Origin of the sequence: Pseudoalteromonas thalassia (assembly GCF_049257215.1) — a bacterium.
Taxonomy (GTDB): Bacteria; Pseudomonadota; Gammaproteobacteria; order Enterobacterales; family Alteromonadaceae; genus Pseudoalteromonas; species Pseudoalteromonas lipolytica_C.
Window position 1 is genome coordinate 344,326 of record NZ_JBMMUE010000001.1, and the last position, 18,122, is coordinate 362,447.

An 18,122-nucleotide genomic window follows, 5' to 3' on the forward strand; every position below is an offset into this window, starting at 1 on the left:
TACGCTTTTTTTACATGAGCAGGGTTGATATCAATCAGCAATCATCCTTGATTATGCTAATTGGTATATTTTGTACCTGATCAGAATAGAGATAGATAAATGCTTGAGAAAATCAGAGAAGGTTCGCAGGGACCTGCAGCCAAAATTATTTTAGGCGCGGTGATTTTATCTTTTGCTTTAGCTGGGATTGGTGGTTATTTAGGACAAACCACAGAGCAACCCGTTGCAGAAGTAAATGGAGTTAAAATTAGCCAAACCGAGTTCAGCCGTGCTTACCAAAATGAACGCAATCGTTTAGAGCAACAGTTTGGTGAATACTTTGCACAAATCGCAGCTGATCCAAATTACATGGCACAAATTCGCCAAGGCGTGATTGACCGCTTAGTACAACAAGAATTGCAAACTCAACTAGCGGCAGAGTTAGGCCTTCGTGTAAGTGATGAGAGTGTTCGTAAAGCTATTTTAGAAATGCCTTACTTCCAAGTTGGCGGCCAATTTAGCAACGATCGTTACTTACAAGTTATTCGTCAGATGAACTTCCAGCCAGACGCTTTCCGAGAGTACTTACGTAAAGACATGACTCGCAGCCAACTTGTTGGTGCAGTTGCTGGTACTGACTTTATTCTTGAAAACGAATTAAATAATACCGTAGCGCTTCAACAGCAAACTCGTAGTATTGACTATTTAGTTGTGTCAAAAGAATCATTACAAGCGGGTATTGAAGTAACAGAGCAAGAAATTGCAGATTACTATGAATTAAATCAACCGCAATTTTTAGCGCCTGAACAAGTATCTGTCAGCTATATTGATTTAAATGCTGCAAACTTAACGCTGGATTCAAGTGTTTCAGAAGAAGATATCAAAGCATACTACGATCAAAACAGCGCACAATATATTGAGCCTGAAAAGCGTCGTGTATCACACATCTTAATTGATAACAGTGAAGACGATGATGCAGCAAAAGCGAAAGCTGAAGAGTTATTAGCACAACTGCAAAACGGTGCTGATTTTGCTGAGCTAGCTGAATCATCTTCTGATGACGTTGTGAGTGCTGAAATGGGCGGTGATCTTGATTGGATCGAACGTGACATGATGGACCCAGCTTTTGAAGATGCAACGTATGCACTTGAGAACAAAGGTGACATTTCTGACGTTGTTGAATCAGAATTCGGCTATCACATCATCAAGCTCACTGATATTCAAAAACAGCAAGTTAAACCGTATGCTGACGTAAAAGATGAGCTTCGTGCTGAACTTGAACGTACTAAGAAAGTGAATGCGTTTTATGAAAAGCAAACTCAAATGGGAGAAATTGCTTTTGAAATTTCTGATACATTAACAGACGCTGCAGACGCAGCCGGTGTTGAAGTACAGAAAACAGAACTTGTGACACGTAACTCATTACCAGAGCCTTTAAATAACCCGCAAGTTGTTACTGCAATTTTCTCTCCTGAAGTGTTAGAAGATCGTATGAACTCAGAGGTTATTGAAGTGGGTGATGAGCACGCTGTTGTTGTTCGTGTAAACGACCATAAACCAGCAACGACTAAGCCACTTGAAGACGTATCAGAGCAAATTAAAGCAACACTGGTTGCACAGAAAGCCTCTGAACTTGCTAAAGAAAAAGCACGTAGTTTATTTGCAGATATCGAAGCAGGTAAGAGCTTAAATGATGTTGCTACTGCCGAAGGTATTGAAGTGCGTCAAGAGTCTGCACTTGCTCGTCAAGCGTATACTGTGTCTCCGGCAATTGTACAGCAAGTATTTAAAATGCCGCATCCTCAGGATACGCCAGTGGTAGATGTTGTTGATCTGAATAATGGTGACTCTGCTATCGTTGCTTTAAAAGCAGTGAATGAAGCACAAAGCACCGATATTAATGAACAGCAAAAACAAAACATCACTATGGCTCAAGTGAATAAAAACTACATGGTATTCATTGCTGCACTTAAAGCGCAAGCAGATGTAAAAGTACCAAAAGTTGTACAAGCTGCTGAATAAGTAGCAAAACAACTTAAATAAAAGGCGCCTTATGGCGCCTTTTTTGTTAACTTTTCAGGTAATTCTAACTCGTGAATAGGTATCAAAGGAGCATTTATGGAGTATCGCCTAATAGAGCAGTTACCAAGTGCGGAAGAATACTGTGCAATGCGCCTTAAGGCCGGCTTATCAGCTCGTTCATTAGCTGCGGCGAAAGCAGGGCTGCCAAACTCTCTTTATGCTATTTGTGTTCGCAAAGACGATGAGTTGATTGGCATGGGCCGTGTTATTGGTGATGGTGGTTGTAATTTTGAGGTAGTTGATATTGCTGTATTACCTGAATATCAAGGTAAAGGGCTAGGGCGTCAAATTATGGAACATGTAGACCGCTACATTGAAGCTGCCGCTTTTGAAGGCAGTTATGTCACTATGGTCGCTGACAAACCAGGTTTTTACGAAAAGCTTGGCTACAAGTTTGTCGCACCACAAAGCCAAGGGATGTATAAAAAGTTTTGAGCACTATAGATAAACAAACAGCAGAGCACTACAAGTGGGGCAACAACTGTGATGGATGGCACTTAGTAAAGTCCAATACATTAAGTATTATTCAAGAGCATGTCCCAGCAGGTGAGGCTGAAGTAAAACACTACCATAAGCATGCAGAACAATTTTTCTTTGTACTTAGTGGCTGTGCCACCATTGAACTTGATGGCCAAATACACAAAGTGACTGCGCAACAAGGTTTGCATGTAAGTGCTGGCCGAGTTCATCAGCTAAGTAATCAAGGTACTGAACCACTGCATTTTATTGTTACATCTACACCACCAAGCCATGGTGATAGAATTGATGTGAAAAGCAGCAAGGAAAAAGAGTAAAGTTAATAGAGATATCAACATACTCGCGAAGGGAGGCGTTTAACGCCGAATTAAATTTAAAGTTGACGGCTGACACTTCAATGTCAGCAGTTCAACAATTTCTGTGTTACTTTAGATTGTGGGTCTTGGAAAATTGCTTCGGTTTGGCCGTATTCAACAATCTCGCCGTGATCAAGTACTACGAGCTGGTCGCTGATGTGGCGCACCAGACTTAGATGATGGGTAATAAGCACATAGCTAAGTCCAGTATCTTTTTGTAGACGTAGTAATAAGTTTACCGTTTGTGCGCGCACAGAAGGGTCTAGAGACGATAACGCTTCATCAAGCACTACAACCTTGGGATCTAAAATTAAAGCCCGTGCAAGTGCTATACGTTGCAATTGGCCACTACTAAACATGTGTGGGTAATAATGTTGATGATCTAACAGCAAGCCCACTTTTGCGAGGGTTTGTTTTATTTTTTCTTCTCGCTCATCTTTATTTAAATCAGTGTTGTACTGTAAACAATCGTTCAGCATGTCGCCGATAGTTAAACCCGGATTTAATGACGCCTCAGAATCTTGGAAAATCAAGCGAATGTGGCGGCAGTCGTTATCACGTATACCATCATTTTCTATAATATTGCCATCGAGCAATATCTGTCCTTTATCGGCACTGTCAGCGCCCGCTAATAACTTTGCAAGAGTACTTTTGCCCGAGCCGGTTTCACCGATAATAGCAATGGTCTCACCTTGGCTTAAGCAAAACGAAATATCTTTTAAAACAGAAAAGCGTTTTCGAGCAAACAAACCTGCTCGCAAGTTAAAACTTTTCGATAACGCTTGAACTTTTAGCAGCGGTTGCATTATTTCATCGCCTTAATTAACGGAAAATGACAGGCATAACTGTGACTATGGTGTTTAGTTAATTTTGGTGTAACCACACATTCTTTTTGCGCTTGCGGACAGCGCGGCCCTAGTCGGCAGCCTATTGGTAAATGCTGCAATGTAGGTATTGTGCCTTTAAGCGCATAAAAAGGTTCTTTGTGAGCAAGGCCTTGTTCGTAGTCAGGTAAGCTTTTTAATAGCGCTTGTGTATAGGGGTGATGTGGCTGGCTAAAAATACGGTTCGTCGGGCCTGCTTCAACCATTTGTCCACAGTACAAAACATGCATACCGTGAGACCACTCAATAATCTCTTCAAGCTCGTGAGAGATCATCAAAATCGACATATTCTTTAGCTGATTCAAGCTTTTTAATAGTCTAAATACTTGCGCACGCGTGGTGCTCTCAAGGGCGGTAGTTGGCTCATCGGCAATCAATAGTTTTGGGGTACGCGCAATGGCCATGGCAATCATCACTTTTTGACAAATACCTTCAGAGAGCTCATGAGGGTAGCTGTCGAGTACCTTTTTATGATCTTTAATACCTACCTTGTGGATTAACGCTTTTACTCTGTCTTTACGCTGTTTATTACGTTTTAAGAAAAAGCCACTGGTCGCTTGTGTAGGTAAAGTTTCGGCAATTTGGTCAAATATTTTGGCAGTTGGGTCAAGGCAGCGGCTTGGATCTTGGTAAATCATTGCAATGTCTTGACCAACTAGTTTACGGCGCTGTTCGTTTGATAAACGCATTAAATCAACACCACGCCAGTGCATGCGATCAGCCGTAATATGCCAACGTTTATTTAATACGCCGACAATAGCTTTAGCGATGAGACTTTTACCTGAACCTGATTCACCAACTAATGCGTGTACTTCACCTTCTTTTAAGGTCAAACTGACCCTATCAACCGCACGAATAACGGTATCTGAGGTGCGTAACTCTATCGTTAGATTGCGAATGTCGAGTAATTGCATAGTTAGTCGGCCTTACGTTCTTTAAGCACTTGGCGTAACCCATCACCCACTAAATTGGTAGACAGTACCGCTAAAAATAATAATACGCCCGGTAAGCCTACAGTCCAAGGGGCAAGGTAAATTAAACCAAGGTTTTCTGCCAAAATTGCTCCCCACTCAGTGGTGGGTGGCTGTGCCCCCAGTTTTAAAAAGCCAAGTGCCGAGATATCCAAGATGGCTGTAGAGAGCGCCATGGTAAAAATAACCACAATGTGTTCGTAAATGTTCGGAAAGATCCCACGAGCAAGAATATGCCAGTTTGAAGCGCCATCAAGTTTAAACGCTGTAATGTAGTCTTTGTTGAGTTCTTCAACAATCAAATTACGTACCGAATGAATAAACTGTGGCAATAAGGCTAAAATAATCGCCCAAACGGTATTCATCAGGCCAGGGCCTAAAATTGCAATAATAATGATGGCCAGCAACAGTGATGGAATTGATAAGGTAATATCGAGTAAGTGGTTCAAAAAGCTTGAGCGAATACCACGGCTGATACCCGCAAAGGTGCCCACTAACACGCCAATCACAGTAGTAATTAAGGCCGCAACAACCGACAAGCCAAAAGTGTAGGTGGCGCCATTCATTAGCCGTGAGAGTACATCCCGGCCTAAATCATCGGTACCTAATAAAAAGCGCACATCGCCTGCGTCATGCCATGAGGGAGGCAGCAATAGGGCGTCGCTATGTTGTTGATTTACACCATATGGCGCAAGTAATGGTGCTGAAATAGCCAGTAGTGCAAAAGCAATAAACAGCCATAAGCCAACAAGGGCTGGGTGATTATTTTTGAATTTCCGCCAAAATCGCGCTAGTGGCGATTTATTCGACTCTTCAGAGAATAAATTAAACTTTGCCATGAGCTTGATTCCGCGAGAGTGGGTCGAAAAGGGTATAGGTTAACTCGGCAACGATAGTTGCTAAAATTACAAACATAGACACAGCCAACAACCCACCTTGGATTGCGGGGTAATCACGTTGATAAATGCTGTCTATTAACCAACGACCAATGCCCGGCCATGAGAAAATAACTTCGGTGATCATTGCAAGGGTGATCAAAGTACTAAACTGTAAACCGATTTGTTTGATAACCGGTAAAAGAGCATTACGAAGTGCATGGTGGAGGATTAATTGTGCACGGTTTAAGCCTTTTGCACGGGCTGTTTTAATGTAGCTTTGATCTAAAACTTTAAGCATAGAGTCACGGGTAAAGCGCACCAGTACGGTGGTTGGGTACATTGCAAGGACAATTGTTGGCAGTGTTAGATGATGTAGCGCATCTAAAAATGCCATGCCGTGATAGGGAAAATCAGTCGCAATAATATCAATAAGAATAAAGCCAGTAACCGGCTCTATTTCGTAAAGTAAGCCCATGCGACCAGACATAGGAAACCAGCCTAGTTGCAGTGAAAAAACCATGATTAATAGCAGCGCGAGCCAAAACACTGGCATCGAATAGCCAATAAGCGTGCCAGAGTTAATCAGTTTATCAGGCCAACGCTTGTAGTAGGCTGATGCTATAATACCGCTTGGCACACCAACGGCCACAGATACAAATAACGCATAAAGGCTTAATTCAAGTGTGGCAGGGAATAGGTCTTTTATGTGTTGGAAAACACTCTCGCCAGATGCAAAAGAGACACCCCAATCGCCCTGAATAATTCGCTCTAAGAATGCAAAATACTGCACCACATAGTTTTCAGTAAAATGAAACCTTTCTTCAAGCGCATTAGTTTGTGAAAAGGTACTGTTTGTAATACCACTTAAGTTAGTAAGGGCATCACCGGGAAATAAAAAACTTAATGAAAACGTAAAGACGCTCAGAGTCAGCATCATAAACATTAATAGCGCTAGGCGGCGAAGAATATAATCGAGTATCATTATTCTTTCCTCGCATTAGCCAGTGATATACCGCCAAACGGGCTTAAATTGATACCTTTAACATCGCTACTTGCAGCTTGAAAGCGCATACCATGGGCTATCGGTAAAATAGGAAGTTCTTGCACGATAATACGCTGTGCCTGATTATAAAATTGCTTACGCTTTTCTAAATCAGTGGTATCAAGCGCTTGGGTCAGTAATAAATCGAATTCAGGGTTGCACCAGTTAGCTGGGTTTTTACCGCTAAAGGTAGCAGTACAACTTAATAATGGACTCATAAAGTTATCTGGGTCAGGAGTGTCGGCAGCCCAGCCCAGTAAAACGCTGTCGTGGCGGTGTTCGCCAACCCGTTGTAAAAAAGTATTCCACTCGTACTCGACGATATTAACGTTCACACCAATTTTGCGTAAATCGCTTTGCATTAGCTCTGCCATTTTACGTGCGTTGGGATTATAAATACGGCTTACCGGCATGGCCCAAATATTCATATCAAAGCCATTTTTATAGCCAGCTTCGGCGAGTAATGTTTTGGCAAGTGCAGGGTTAAATTCAGGCATGGCTTTTTGCGCTTCAAATGCCCAAGAGGCCGGAGGCAGTAATGACTGCGCCTTAATGCCGTTGCCGTAATAAACCGCTTGCATTATTTTGTCGATATCGATGGCACTGGCCAGTGCTTGACGAACGCGTACGTCATCAAAAGGTGGTCGCTCAGTGTTAAAGGCCCAATAACCAATATTTAAGTTTTGCTCTTTTTGAACAGTGATGTCGTCTCGCTGCGATAAAATACTCAACTGTGCACTGCTTGGGTGCGCAGTTACATCGCATTCTTTAGTGAGCATTTTCGCAACCCGTGTTGTGCCGTTTGGTGTTATGTCATACACCAATTGCTCAAGTACTACTGGGTGTTTCCAATAATCGGGATGACGATAATAGCGAATTAGACGATCGCGACGATACTCTTTGTACACATAAGGGCCGGTACCCACTGGGTATTGGTCAAATAAGTTTTCTTGGTTTCGTGCTTTAAGCTGCATGGCGTATTCTTCAGATAACACCACGGCAAAATCGGTTGCTAGGTTTGCTAAAAAGCTGCTTTCAGCATTATAGAGCTCAAACCGTACTTGATAATCAGAAACACGGACTATGCGACGAATTAGCTGATCAATACCCACACTTTGAAAATAAGGGTAACTGGCATCGCCAACAAAGTGATAAGGGTTGTATACATCAAATAGGCGACTGAAGGTAAAAATAACGTCGTCAGCATTAAACTCCCGAGTAGGAGTGAAGTATTTTGTAGTATGAAACTTTACCCCTTTACGAAGTGTAAAGGTAATGGCTTTACCATCAGGACTAATTTTCCAATCACTTGCCAACTCAGGCTGAAACTCAGCGGTGACAGGGTCAATACTCAGCAAGCGGTCATACAACTGATTAGCGATAATATCGATAGTCGAACCTGTCGTTGTAACTTGCGGATTAAACGACACAGGGTTTGCTTCAGCGCAATAGACTAAGCCCTGGTTTTTTTGTTCTGTGGTTTTTTCTTCGCTGTCTAGGCAGCCGACTAAGCACACCAAAGACAAAGCAAGTAACGGTTTAAACACCTGATTAGCCTCTAACTATTGCTGCTGATCTAATAAATTGTATTTTTTCAAATAGCCACGTAATTGATGATACGTTAATTCTAAGTGTTCTGCAGTTTTCTTTTGATTAAATTGGCTATGTTCGAGTGCTTTTTTGATCACATCTATCTCAAAGTCATTTGATAGCTGTTTTAGATTACAAGGAAATTGAATTTCAGGTTTATTCAGTGTCACCGTTTCTTGATTTTGAACTGTAGCAATAGGGGCAGCATGTTCGACACTAGCAACTGGAGCACTTGCAACCGCAGCTTTAACCCGTTGTTTAGGTCTAAATTTACTCGCGAATGGGTCTAAAATAATCTGGTGAACGGGAATATGTTCATTACCATGGCGATATAAGCTACGTTCAACCACATTCTTCAACTCACGGATATTACCGGGCCACTCATAAGATTGCAGTGTTTCGATGGCGCTACGAGTAAAGCCACTGAATAGTTCCCATTCAAGGTCGCGAGCCATATTAATTGCAAATTGTTCTGCTAGTAGCATGATATCTTCTTGGCGTTCACGAAGTGGAGGTAAGGTAATAACATCAAAGGCAAGACGGTCAAGTAAGTCGCTTCTAAATTCGCCTTGTTCAGCAAGGGTTGGTAAGTCTTCATTGGTGGCACACACTAAACGAGTATCTACTTTAACCGTTTGCTTACCACCAACGCGTTCAAATTCGCCATATTCAATAACGCGTAGAAGTTTTTCTTGCACCATCGCAGAGGTATTGGCTAATTCATCAAGGAACAGCGTACCGCCGTTAGCACGTTCAAAGCGGCCTTCGTGACGTTTGCTAGCACCTGTAAATGCGCCGCTTTCATGACCAAATAATTCGCTTTCGAGCAGGTTTTCGTTAAGCGCTGCACAGTTAAGCTTTATATAGTTTTGATCCCAACGCTTAGATAAAAAGTGCAAACGGGCAGCAATAAGTTCTTTACCCGTACCGCGCTCACCAATAATAAGGACAGGCTTTTCTAAACTTGCTAGTTGTGAAACTTGATCAAGCACACTTAAAAAACTGTCAGATTGGCCGAGTAAGTTATCCTGTTGGCGAAATTGGCTCATATTCCCTAACTCTTAGTCATTTTTACTAAGATCTAGTGTATTTCATTATCTTTGAGAACTAAAGAAATTTATAAATTTAGTTTAACTATTTGAATTTATTTGGTTATTCTAGTTTTATAAAAGTTGGCAAGCATATTGATACTAGATATACCAACTGATTAAGTTAAAACACCAAAGAGGTAAATGTTATGGGAATTTTTTCACGTTTTGCAGACATCGTTAATTCTAATATCAATGCCATCTTAGATAAAGCAGAAGACCCAGAAAAAATGGTTCGCCTGATCATCCAAGAGATGGAAGATACATTAGTAGAAGTTCGCTCTACATCAGCAAAAACACTTGCTGAGAAAAAAGAGCTAGTACGTCGCGTTGACACGTTAAAAGTTCAAGTTGCAGATTGGCAAGAAAAAGCTGAATTAGCACTCAGTAAAGACCGTGATGATTTAGCACGTGCAGCACTGATTGAAAAGCAAAAGTCAGCAGATGCAGTCGCAGCAGTTGAAACTGAACTTGAACATGTAGAGTCTCACATCGAGAAACTACAGCAAGAAGTAAGCACGTTACAAGAGAAGCTAGCTGATGCAAAAGCGCGTCAAAAAGCAATCATCTTACGCCAACGCTCTGCTGAGTCTCGTCTTGAAGTTAAAAAAGCACTCGACAGCTCAAAAGTCGAAGACGCTTTAAACCGCTTCGAACGTTACGAAAACAAGATCGATGGTCTAGAATCACAAATAGAGTCTTATGATCTTGGTAAAAAATCATTAGCTGACGAAATTGCTGGTCTTCAGCAAGACGAAAAGATTGATGATGAGCTAGCTGAGCTTAAGAAAAAACTAGCAGATAAAAAATAATAAATGGGGGCGTGTCCCCCAATGCTTAAACACATGACGGATTGACAGGAGAGTAGCATGTTTGATGCAGAAGTTTTGATGGCACCCATTATCGTTTTTATGGTGGTTGTTGCCCCACTTTGGTTAATTTTACATTACCGTAGTAAAAAGCAAGTTAGCCAAGGTTTAAGTGAACATGAGCACCGCCAATTATTAGAGCTTGCACAAAAAGCAGACAAAATGGCAGAGCGTGTTGAAACCTTAGAAGCCTTATTAGACCAAGAGGCTCCACAGTGGAGACGTAAAGTATGAGTACCAAACGCGAATTATTTAGAGACCCTGAGCGTGGCAAAATAGCAGGTGTATGCGCAGGTATCAGCGATTACTTTAACATGGAGCTTTGGCTGGTACGTATTTTAGTGGTGACAGCAGTACTATTATCGGGCGGCCCGTTTATTGTTGTTGCTTATATCGCAGCGTGGTTTATTTTAGATAAAAAACCAACTGAAAAAACAGTGAAAAGCGCAGATAGCATTCACCAAGACCCGCTTGAAGTAAAATTTAAAGTATGGCAAAAAGGGGAACCACCTCGCCGTGCATTGCAAGACTTAAAAGATCGTCTTGCTCGAGTTGATGGTCGTTTACAAGAGATGGAACGCTATGTCACATCAACAGAATTTACGGTTAGCCGTGAAATCAACAAACTTTAAAGGATATAAACGCACCTTGTTTGCATCGTGATACCAAGCGCAAATAAGGTGCCAGACACTTTATGAGCCAATCATTTGCAAAGAACACCTTTAATTCGTTAAAAAATAAAGCGGAAAAAGCCCTTCATCGTAGTTTAGACCAACACGTGAAGTTAGCCGTCACGGGGTTAAGTGGCAGTGGCAAAACCGCGTTTATTACAGCCTTAGTTAAACACCTAACAAGTCAAGCTGACGAAAAAAACTTACCTTTTTTTGATGTGATGCGCGAAAAGCGTCATATCGCCACAAAAATAGTGCCGCAGCAAGCACTGAGAATACCGACATTTGAATATAACAATGCATTATCGGCGTTGTTACCTGTTGAAGGTGAGCCAACATGGCCTGCCTCTACCGAGCGTATAAATACGCTACGTTTAGCAATTAAGTACCAAAGTAACTCGGGGCTACGTGGTCACTTCGCACCGCAATCAACACTTTATTTAGACATTATTGATTACCCAGGTGAATGGCTACTTGATTTACCAATGCTAGAGCAATCATTTGCTGATTGGTGTGAATCACAATACTCACTGTTGCAGCAAACAGCCCGTAACGAAAAGGCTAAGCCATTTTTAACAGCCCTTGCTGAACTTGATTTATCAGCCAGTGTTGATGAAAGTAAACTTGCTGATGTTGCTGCGCTCTATCAGCAGCTATTGCTCGGCCTTAAAAAAGACACCAAACTTGCCATGTTACAACCTGGTCGCATGCTGATGCCCGGTGAGCTAAAAGGCGCGCCGTTATTACAGTTTTTCCCGGTTGCGAATGTGCCTGACGATATAACCGAAGGGTCAAATCTAGCGCATCTTAAAAAGCGCTATAAGGCCTATGTAAAAGAGGTTGTAAAACCTTTTTACGAGCAGCATTTTCGTCATTTTGACCGACAAATTGTGCTGGTGGATGTGCTCAGTGCCTTGAATGAAGGTAGCGAAACGCTGCATGAGCAAAGCCGTGTTATTAACCAGTTGCTGGCGCACTTTAATTATGGTGAAGCAAGCTTCTTTAAACGTTTGTTTAAACCAAACATCGACAAGCTACTGTTTGCGGCCAATAAGTCAGATCATATTAGTGCGCAATATCATAAAGATTTAGCGCTATTGCTTGATTCAATCGTGCATGACCAAACGAATCACTTAAAGTTCGAAGGCGTGCAAATCGAAACCATGGCAATGTCATCTATCTGCGCTACAGAGCCACGCCAAGTGGCTGAAAAAGGCCAGCAGTTAGCCTGTATTTATGGCAAACCTTTGGGCGAGCAAGAATGGCTAACGTATTTACCGCCGCAGCCACCATCACGCCTTCTCAACAAACAAGAGTGGCCAAAACAAGGCTTTGAGTTCTTATCGTTTTCGCCACTACCATGCCCTGATAAACGGTTAAAGCATATTCGTTTAGATCATGTCATGCAGTACCTGATAGGAGATAAACTAACATGACTGAGCAACCAAAGGAGATGAACTTTCAGGCTGGTCGCCGTATTTCAAGCTCTGCAAGTAATGAGGCTACAGCAGAGGAGTTAACTGTTGCTAAAGTGATAGAAAACGCCGAATTTATCGACACTGAAGAAGATCAGCAAGATAGCATTGAGCTTGAGCCTGTGTATAAAAAGTCGAAATGGCAAACTCTAAAAGGGGTGTTTGTTGTTAGCTTTTTAGTTTTAGTGTTACTTGAGTTTGCGATGTCATTGTTTGTGACGTTTCAGCAATCAATTATTTTAGGCTCGGTGTATTTAACGGCAGTTCTTAGTGGTGTACTACTAATTGCTCGTGTTATTTGGCGCGAGTACCGCATGTTAAGAAGTTTAAAGCGTAATCAATTGCATCGTACCGAGGCCGACCGTTTACTCAATAGCGAGCAAGTAGGTGAAGCACTGCCGTGGCTTGAAAAGCTTAATAAGCATCAGGAGCTTACAGGGTTTGAAGAGTTTAAGCAGCAAATAGCAAGTCACCATACCGATAAAGAAATCATGACCTTATATGCCGATAGCTTATTGGTCAGCCAAGATCAGCAAGCGAAAAAACTGATTAACCGTTTTGCCACTGAGTCTGGTTTATTGGTTGCGCTAAGCCCACTGGCTTTAGTTGATATGATGGCGGTGCTATGGCGTGGCACTAAGCTCATTGAACAAATTGGCCGTATTTACGGTATTGGTTTTGGTTATGCTAGCCGTATTAAATTGTATCGCTTATTAGTGAAACAAGTACTGTTTGTTGGGAGTGCAGAGTTAGTCTCAGATTTAGCAGCAACGGCACTAAGCGCTGAATTACTGGGGAAATTGTCGGGCCGTGCAGCGCAAGGGCTAAGTGCAGGTATTTTTACCGCACGTATAGGCTATAAAGCGATGGAGCTTAGCCGCCCGTTACCTCGCTTAGAGCATAAGCGTAGCTTGCTAAAAGAAACCGCCAATAGTATTGCTCGTAAAATTGCCTCACGCACGGGTGACAAAGAGGCCGAAAATACAAAATGACAACTTTTGTGTACAGTTAATAAAAACAGCTGAGTGATATTTAGCCATCTGAGCATCCGGCATGCTTGTGCATTGTGGGTATCTACGTTTTATTTATGAGTATGAAGTACTGATAATAAAAACGAGAACACACAATGACTAAGCATCACTTACATACACAATGTATTCATGGTCCAGAAAAACCAAATGATCCTCACGGCGCACTGAGTGCGCCACTTTACCAAACCTCTACCTTCTCCTTTGCTAATGCCGCCCAAGGTGCAGCCCGATTTGCCGGTGAAGAGCAGGGCTTTATTTATACCCGTTTAGGTAACCCAACAACCCAAGAGCTAGAACAAAAAGTGGCTCAGTTAGAAAACTGTGAAGCAGCGGCTGCCACAGCGACCGGTATGGGGGCTGTGTCTGCGTCTGTGCTTAGCTTTTTACAACAAGGTGACCACCTAGTCGCATCAAGTGCGTTATACGGTTGTACCTTTGCATTTTTTGCTCACATGTTGCCGCGCTTTGGTATCGAAGTTACTTTTGTTGATATGACCAACGAGGCTGAACTTCGCGGCGCGGTTAAAGCCAATTCAAAAATGATTTTTGCAGAAACGCCAATTAATCCGACCATGGCGGTGCTTGATCTAAGTTTAATTGCTGATGTTGCCAAGCAGCATCAATTGATAAGCGTTATCGACAATACCTTCTTAACGCCTCTGCTACAGCAACCGACCTCGTTTGGTATTGATATTGTGGTGCATAGCGCAACTAAATACCTAAATGGCCATGGTGATGTGGTAGCTGGGCTTGTGTGTGGCACAGAGGAGCATATCAACCTAATCAAAATGACGGTGCTAAAAGATATTGGTGCAACGATTAGCCCTCATGATGCATGGTTAATTAATCGCGGTTTAAAAACCCTTGCTGTGCGCATGGAGCGTCACTGTGCGAGTGCCCAAATAGTTGCTGAATATTTAGAGCAACACCCGCTAGTAAGCCAAGTTTATTATCCAGGACTTAAATCACATCCGGGTCATCAATTTATTGGCTCGCAGATGAAAGCGGCTGGAGGTGTTATTGCCTTTGAAATTAAAGGCAGCCTAGAAGATGGCGAAACATTCATAAATAACACCCAGCTTTGCACTCTGGCGGTCAGTTTAGGGGATGCTGAAACCCTCATTCAACATCCTGCATCGATGACACATTCGCCTTATACACCAGAAGAAAGAGCAGCAGCTGGGATAAGTGATGGTCTAATTCGACTATCAGTTGGTCTAGAGGATGTTAACGACATTATTAACGATCTTAAAACTGCATTTACATTCATTGGTTAGCTTGTAATTTTAAGTTTACGGTTTTACTTGCCTTAACACCTTTAAAAATGTGGTGTGTAAACTTTTAGATCTTTTTCCGTAATTTAATCTTTACGGTAGGGCTGTTTCTGCAAACCTTAGAAACAGCCAAAACTATTAAAATTTAGCTTACTTTTACATAGTATCGTCTTAACAAGTTAATGAGATTCTGATCAATGCTGATCAAGATTTAACGAAGAAGGTTATTATGGCTAAAGCAAGTAATTACACCTCCAAGCAACCTGATGAAAATGGGGTTATCCATTGGAGCGAAGAAGAAAATAAAATATGGTCTGAGCTAGTTGCTCGCCAACTCGCTTGCATTGAAGGTAAAGCCTGCGACGAATATTTAGCAGGACTTAAGAAAATTAATTTACCAACAGATCGTATTCCACAACTTAGCGAACTCAACGAAGTGCTACTCGAAACAACGGGCTGGCAAGTTGCGCCTGTTCCAGCACTGATTGATTTTGATGAGTTCTTTCGATTATTAGCAAACAAGCAGTTCCCTGTTGCGACCTTTATTCGCAGTCGTGAAGAGTTTGACTATTTACAAGAGCCAGATATCTTCCACGAGATTTTTGGCCATTGTGCCATGCTTACCAACCCAGCATTTGCTGAGTTTACGCACAAATATGGTCAGTTAGGTTATGCCGCTGAAAAGAAAGATCGTGTTTATTTAGCGCGCCTGTACTGGTTTACTGTAGAGTTTGGTTTAATGCAAACCGAACAGGGTCTGCGAATTTATGGTGGTGGTATTTTATCAAGCCCAGGCGAAACACAATACGTGTACTCAGATAAGCCTGAAATCAATGCGATGAATGTGCTAGATGTATTACGTACACCTTATCGTATTGATATTATGCAGCCTGTGTACTACACCATAAACTCAATCAATGACTTATTTGATATTTCACAAATGGATATCATGTCGCTGGTGAGTAAAGCAAAAGAATTAGGGCTACATGAGCCAAAGTTTCCTCCTAAAGAAAAATTAGCAAGTTAAGGATTTATAATGTCTTCATTAAGCACACAAAAGTGTGAAGCGTGTCGTGCGGATGCGCCAAAAGTTTCTGATGCTGAATTAGCAGAATTGATCAAAATGATCCCAGATTGGGTTCCTGAAGTGCGCGACGGCATTATGCAATTAGAGCGTGTTTACAAGTTTAAAAACTTCAAGCAGGCACTTGAGTTCACTAATAAAGTGGGCGATATGGCTGAAGAAGAAGGTCACCACCCAGGTTTGTTAACCGAGTGGGGCAAAGTAACCGTTACTTGGTGGAGCCACTCTATAAAAGGGTTACACAAGAATGATTTTATCTGTGCCGCTAAAACAGACGATGTATTCGCTGCACTATAATTTTTAAGTTCTGCCCAGAACGATAAAAGGCGTAACCTCAGGTTGCGCCTTTTTGCTTTTTTAGTTCTGATTTCAGCACCCTACTTGAAGGGACTTCATAAAAAGGCTAGCATGAACCTTATATAGGTAAATACTAGGGAAGGTGGTTTATCGTTTATTCCTCTAAGGTTATAGAAAGCACTCAAACCCAGAGCTTTTATTTTTTACGCCATATCATATTATCAGCTTATATTTGCCTTTATCTTTTACTTTTACTAAAGCCACTTGAGGTACAAGCTATGTTTGGTCGATTTAAATTGCATACTGTAGAAATGTCGCCGGAGGTATCAGGTCGAATAACTGATGGGGGTAAGCCATTATCAGGTGTGCAAGTAGCAAGAAGCCTAGCATATGATGGGTACAAAGATGGTAAAGAACAACTAGAGCATACATTTACAAATGAAAATGGTGAGTTTTCGTTTACAAAAATGGTAATCAAATCTCGTAAGCCAGGCAGTATCTTTGGACAGAACATGCCAGTAATACAAGCGATTTATGTTGAGCGCGACGATAAGTTATATCAACTATGGTATACGAGTAAGGTATGGGAACCAGTTAAGCCGTTAAGTGATTTGTTATTAAGATTAAATGCAGATCTACAAAATAAAGAAATACACCATGAAGTTGATACAAGAAGTTATGGTGGTATGCGCTCTCAAGTCGTTTTATCTATATGCTATTTCGAAGATAGCCTCATAACATCTTTTTATAATAATCAAGAGATATCTACTTATGCAGATATTGATTAATTTTAATGTAAGGAAACATTATGCACGCAATTTCACCCAGGATGGCATCTAGCCTAGCACTAGCCTCATACTCTATTAAAAATGGCTTATCAAAAGGGGCTCGATTAGCAGTTAACCAAGATATCGATAAACACTTCAGCTTTGACCTATCAAACGGAGTACACAAGGGGACTTCTGGGGGATTTTTCTGGCGTAAAGAAACAGGCTTCGCACTTATTGGTCAAGGAAAGGCTAGTAGTATGATATATAAAAATGATTATGTAGTTGCTTTTAGAGGAACTGATGCCTTAGCTGACTGGGTTACTGATGCAACAGCCCATAGTACGAATAGTGATAATGGGAATGCTGTTCACACTGGTTTTCAGCGTAGTTTTGCTTCTATAAGACCTAGTCTTTTTGATTTTTTTAACCAACCTGGTGTAAGAGACAAAAAAGATGGGGTTGTTCATTGTGTAGGACATAGCTTGGGTGGAGCCTTAGCGACATTAGCTGCTGACTGGATAAGTACAGAATTTGATAAAACAGTTTACGTATATACCTTTGGTGCTCCGCGAGTTGGCAAAAAGGATTTTGTAATAAATAATCACTCAAGAATTGAAAAGACTTACCGTTGTGTTCATGGAAATGACCCTGTTCCTAAGGTACCTGTTTGGCCTTTTTACCATGCTCCGTTAAATGGACGAGAATATATATTATCACGAGCTCAAGGAATTAGTTTCGCAGCACATGGAATGCCGAATGGGCCAGGATATATAAATACAGCAGATCATAATCGTTGGGAGAGTTTAGATGTGCAATCATCAACCTCTATAAGCCAGCGTGTAATACTCAATTATAACCATCGCCTTCAGACTACATACTCAACACATTGGGCTGATAAAATAGCAGCTGCGTTAATGACAATCTTGGTTGATGGCGGAGCGTCAGGTATCGTCGCTAGTTTACAAGCTACATTAGTGCCTGTTGCCACTGTTTATGATGTTATGGCTCGTACTCTGGCTGATATAGCTAAGATAAAAACAGAGCAAACAGAACCCCTTAGAGGTTTGTTAGCATGTATGCTGGCTTTTGCAGGTAAAGGCGTAAGTATCCCAATAAAATTAACAGAGAGCTTTATTCGTTGGGTATTCAGTGTAACTATTGGGCGTTTATATAAAGCTGCTAGACAAGCAATGAAGCAAAACTAGCAACAATTACATAAATATTTATGAAGTTGCTAAAGTCACAACAGACGATGTATTCGCTGCACTATAATTTTTAAGTTCTGCCCAGAACGATAAAAGGCG

Annotated in this window: 19 protein-coding genes; 13 read left to right on the forward strand and 6 right to left on the reverse strand. The window is 41.5% G+C overall.

Annotation, left to right across the window (positions count from 1 at the left end; genetic code table 11):
* The first annotated feature begins 99 nt into the window (after nt 1-99).
* The 3 genes from ppiD to AAEU31_RS01670 all read left to right on the forward strand — a co-directional run bounded on the left by ppiD (nt 100) and on the right by AAEU31_RS01670 (nt 2,855).
* Complete coding sequence (gene ppiD, locus AAEU31_RS01660) at nt 100-2,001, forward strand: peptidylprolyl isomerase (RefSeq protein WP_235382029.1); 1,902 nt, start codon at nt 100-102, stop codon at nt 1,999-2,001.
* Between the two features lie 96 nt (nt 2,002-2,097).
* Nucleotides 2,098-2,496 carry a GNAT family N-acetyltransferase gene (locus AAEU31_RS01665; protein ID WP_421966226.1) on the forward strand — a complete coding sequence of 133 codons (399 nt, stop codon included), beginning with the start codon at nt 2,098-2,100 and terminating at the stop codon, nt 2,494-2,496.
* On the forward strand, nt 2,493-2,855 hold the full coding sequence (locus AAEU31_RS01670) for a cupin domain-containing protein (protein ID WP_138558159.1): 363 nt from the start codon (nt 2,493-2,495) through the stop codon (nt 2,853-2,855). Before AAEU31_RS01665 ends, AAEU31_RS01670 begins: the two co-directional genes overlap by 4 nt.
* Nucleotides 2,856-2,938: 83 nt before the next feature.
* Here the strand turns inward: AAEU31_RS01670 and AAEU31_RS01675 are convergent, their stop codons facing one another.
* From AAEU31_RS01675 to pspF, 6 genes are read right to left on the reverse strand one after another with little or no spacing between them, the layout of a single operon-like run.
* Complete coding sequence (locus AAEU31_RS01675; protein ID WP_135923989.1) at nt 2,939-3,700, reverse strand: ATP-binding cassette domain-containing protein; 762 nt, start codon at nt 3,698-3,700, stop codon at nt 2,939-2,941.
* Complete coding sequence (locus tag AAEU31_RS01680) at nt 3,700-4,692, reverse strand: peptide ABC transporter ATP-binding protein (RefSeq protein WP_135923990.1); 993 nt, start codon at nt 4,690-4,692, stop codon at nt 3,700-3,702. Before AAEU31_RS01680 ends, AAEU31_RS01675 begins: the two co-directional genes overlap by 1 nt.
* A gap of 2 nt (nt 4,693-4,694) precedes the next feature.
* Complete coding sequence (locus AAEU31_RS01685) at nt 4,695-5,588, reverse strand: ABC transporter permease subunit (protein WP_135923991.1); 894 nt, start codon at nt 5,586-5,588, stop codon at nt 4,695-4,697.
* Nucleotides 5,575-6,609 (reverse strand): ABC transporter permease, encoded by a 1,035-nt coding sequence (locus tag AAEU31_RS01690; RefSeq protein WP_135923992.1) that lies wholly within the window; start codon nt 6,607-6,609, stop codon nt 5,575-5,577. Before AAEU31_RS01690 ends, AAEU31_RS01685 begins: the two co-directional genes overlap by 14 nt.
* The gene (locus AAEU31_RS01695) at nt 6,609-8,216 is read right to left on the reverse strand and encodes an ABC transporter substrate-binding protein (protein ID WP_135923993.1); all 1,608 of its coding nucleotides are present in this window, start codon (nt 8,214-8,216) and stop codon (nt 6,609-6,611) included. Before AAEU31_RS01695 ends, AAEU31_RS01690 begins: the two co-directional genes overlap by 1 nt.
* Before the next feature lie 15 nt (nt 8,217-8,231).
* Nucleotides 8,232-9,308, reverse strand: coding sequence for a phage shock protein operon transcriptional activator (pspF, locus tag AAEU31_RS01700; RefSeq protein ID WP_135923994.1), 1,077 nt, complete (start codon nt 9,306-9,308; stop codon nt 8,232-8,234).
* A gap of 188 nt (nt 9,309-9,496) precedes the next feature.
* Here pspF and pspA point away from each other — a divergent pair, with 188 nt between their 5' ends.
* The 10 genes from pspA (at nt 9,497) to AAEU31_RS01750 (ending at nt 18,023) form a co-directional block, all read left to right on the forward strand.
* Entirely contained in the window at nt 9,497-10,159 is a 663-nt protein-coding gene (gene pspA / locus AAEU31_RS01705) for a phage shock protein PspA (protein WP_135923995.1), read from the forward strand.
* 57 nt (nt 10,160-10,216) lie between these two features.
* A complete protein-coding gene (gene pspB / locus AAEU31_RS01710; RefSeq protein WP_036969793.1) occupies nt 10,217-10,450 on the forward strand; it encodes an envelope stress response membrane protein PspB in 234 nt (77 codons plus the stop codon).
* Nucleotides 10,447-10,848, forward strand: a complete 402-nt coding sequence (pspC, locus tag AAEU31_RS01715) for an envelope stress response membrane protein PspC (RefSeq protein WP_135923996.1) — start codon at nt 10,447-10,449, stop codon at nt 10,846-10,848. The genes pspB and pspC overlap by 4 nt, the downstream gene beginning before the upstream one ends.
* 62 nt (nt 10,849-10,910) lie before the next feature.
* Nucleotides 10,911-12,323, forward strand: a complete 1,413-nt coding sequence (locus tag AAEU31_RS01720) for a YcjX family GTP-binding protein (RefSeq protein ID WP_421966227.1) — start codon at nt 10,911-10,913, stop codon at nt 12,321-12,323.
* Nucleotides 12,320-13,354 carry a TIGR01620 family protein gene (locus AAEU31_RS01725; protein ID WP_421966228.1) on the forward strand — a complete coding sequence of 345 codons (1,035 nt, stop codon included), beginning with the start codon at nt 12,320-12,322 and terminating at the stop codon, nt 13,352-13,354. The genes AAEU31_RS01720 and AAEU31_RS01725 overlap by 4 nt, the downstream gene beginning before the upstream one ends.
* 134 nt (nt 13,355-13,488) lie before the next feature.
* On the forward strand, nt 13,489-14,670 hold the full coding sequence (gene megL, locus AAEU31_RS01730; RefSeq protein WP_199525863.1) for a methionine gamma-lyase: 1,182 nt from the start codon (nt 13,489-13,491) through the stop codon (nt 14,668-14,670).
* A 226-nt stretch (nt 14,671-14,896) separates the two neighbouring features.
* Entirely contained in the window at nt 14,897-15,694 is a 798-nt protein-coding gene (phhA, locus tag AAEU31_RS01735; protein WP_054553132.1) for a phenylalanine 4-monooxygenase, read from the forward strand.
* 9 nt (nt 15,695-15,703) lie between these two features.
* The gene (locus AAEU31_RS01740; protein WP_036969771.1) at nt 15,704-16,048 is read left to right on the forward strand and encodes a 4a-hydroxytetrahydrobiopterin dehydratase; all 345 of its coding nucleotides are present in this window, start codon (nt 15,704-15,706) and stop codon (nt 16,046-16,048) included.
* 278 nt (nt 16,049-16,326) lie between these two features.
* Nucleotides 16,327-16,836, forward strand: coding sequence for a DUF6795 domain-containing protein (locus AAEU31_RS01745; protein WP_421966229.1), 510 nt, complete (start codon nt 16,327-16,329; stop codon nt 16,834-16,836).
* 20 nt (nt 16,837-16,856) lie between these two features.
* Nucleotides 16,857-18,023, forward strand: a complete 1,167-nt coding sequence (locus tag AAEU31_RS01750) for a lipase family protein (RefSeq protein ID WP_421966230.1) — start codon at nt 16,857-16,859, stop codon at nt 18,021-18,023.
* Nucleotides 18,024-18,122: the final 99 nt, after the last annotated feature.